Genomic DNA, 261 nt, shown 5'->3' on the forward strand with positions numbered 1-261 from the left:
GGAAGCGCTCGGGGATCGCAACCCTAAAAGTCGAAGTCATCATCTTCTCCATCTGGCGAAGGCCAACTGTCATATACCTGTTTTACATCAAGGGGAACGTTCGTGTTCCACTCGAATACCACCAAAGTGCCGTCAAAAGCAATAGGGATGGTACCAGATGCCTCCTTCCCGCGTACGCAGCTATGGTATTCATCCCCCGACACGAGAAAGAATGCCCCTTTGTTCTGTTGGATTAGTTGCTTGGCGACAGTCAATCCATAG

General features: G+C 50.2%; 1 protein-coding gene. It reads right to left on the reverse strand.

Annotated features, from left to right (window positions below):
- Positions 1-23: 23 nt before the first annotated feature.
- On the reverse strand, positions 24-261 hold a 238-nt coding region (locus SB816_RS32750; RefSeq protein ID WP_410548345.1), incomplete at its 5' end, for a hypothetical protein.

This window comes from Achromobacter sp. SIMBA_011 (assembly GCF_046535435.1).
GTDB lineage: Bacteria > Pseudomonadota > Gammaproteobacteria > Burkholderiales > Burkholderiaceae_B > Achromobacter > Achromobacter dolens.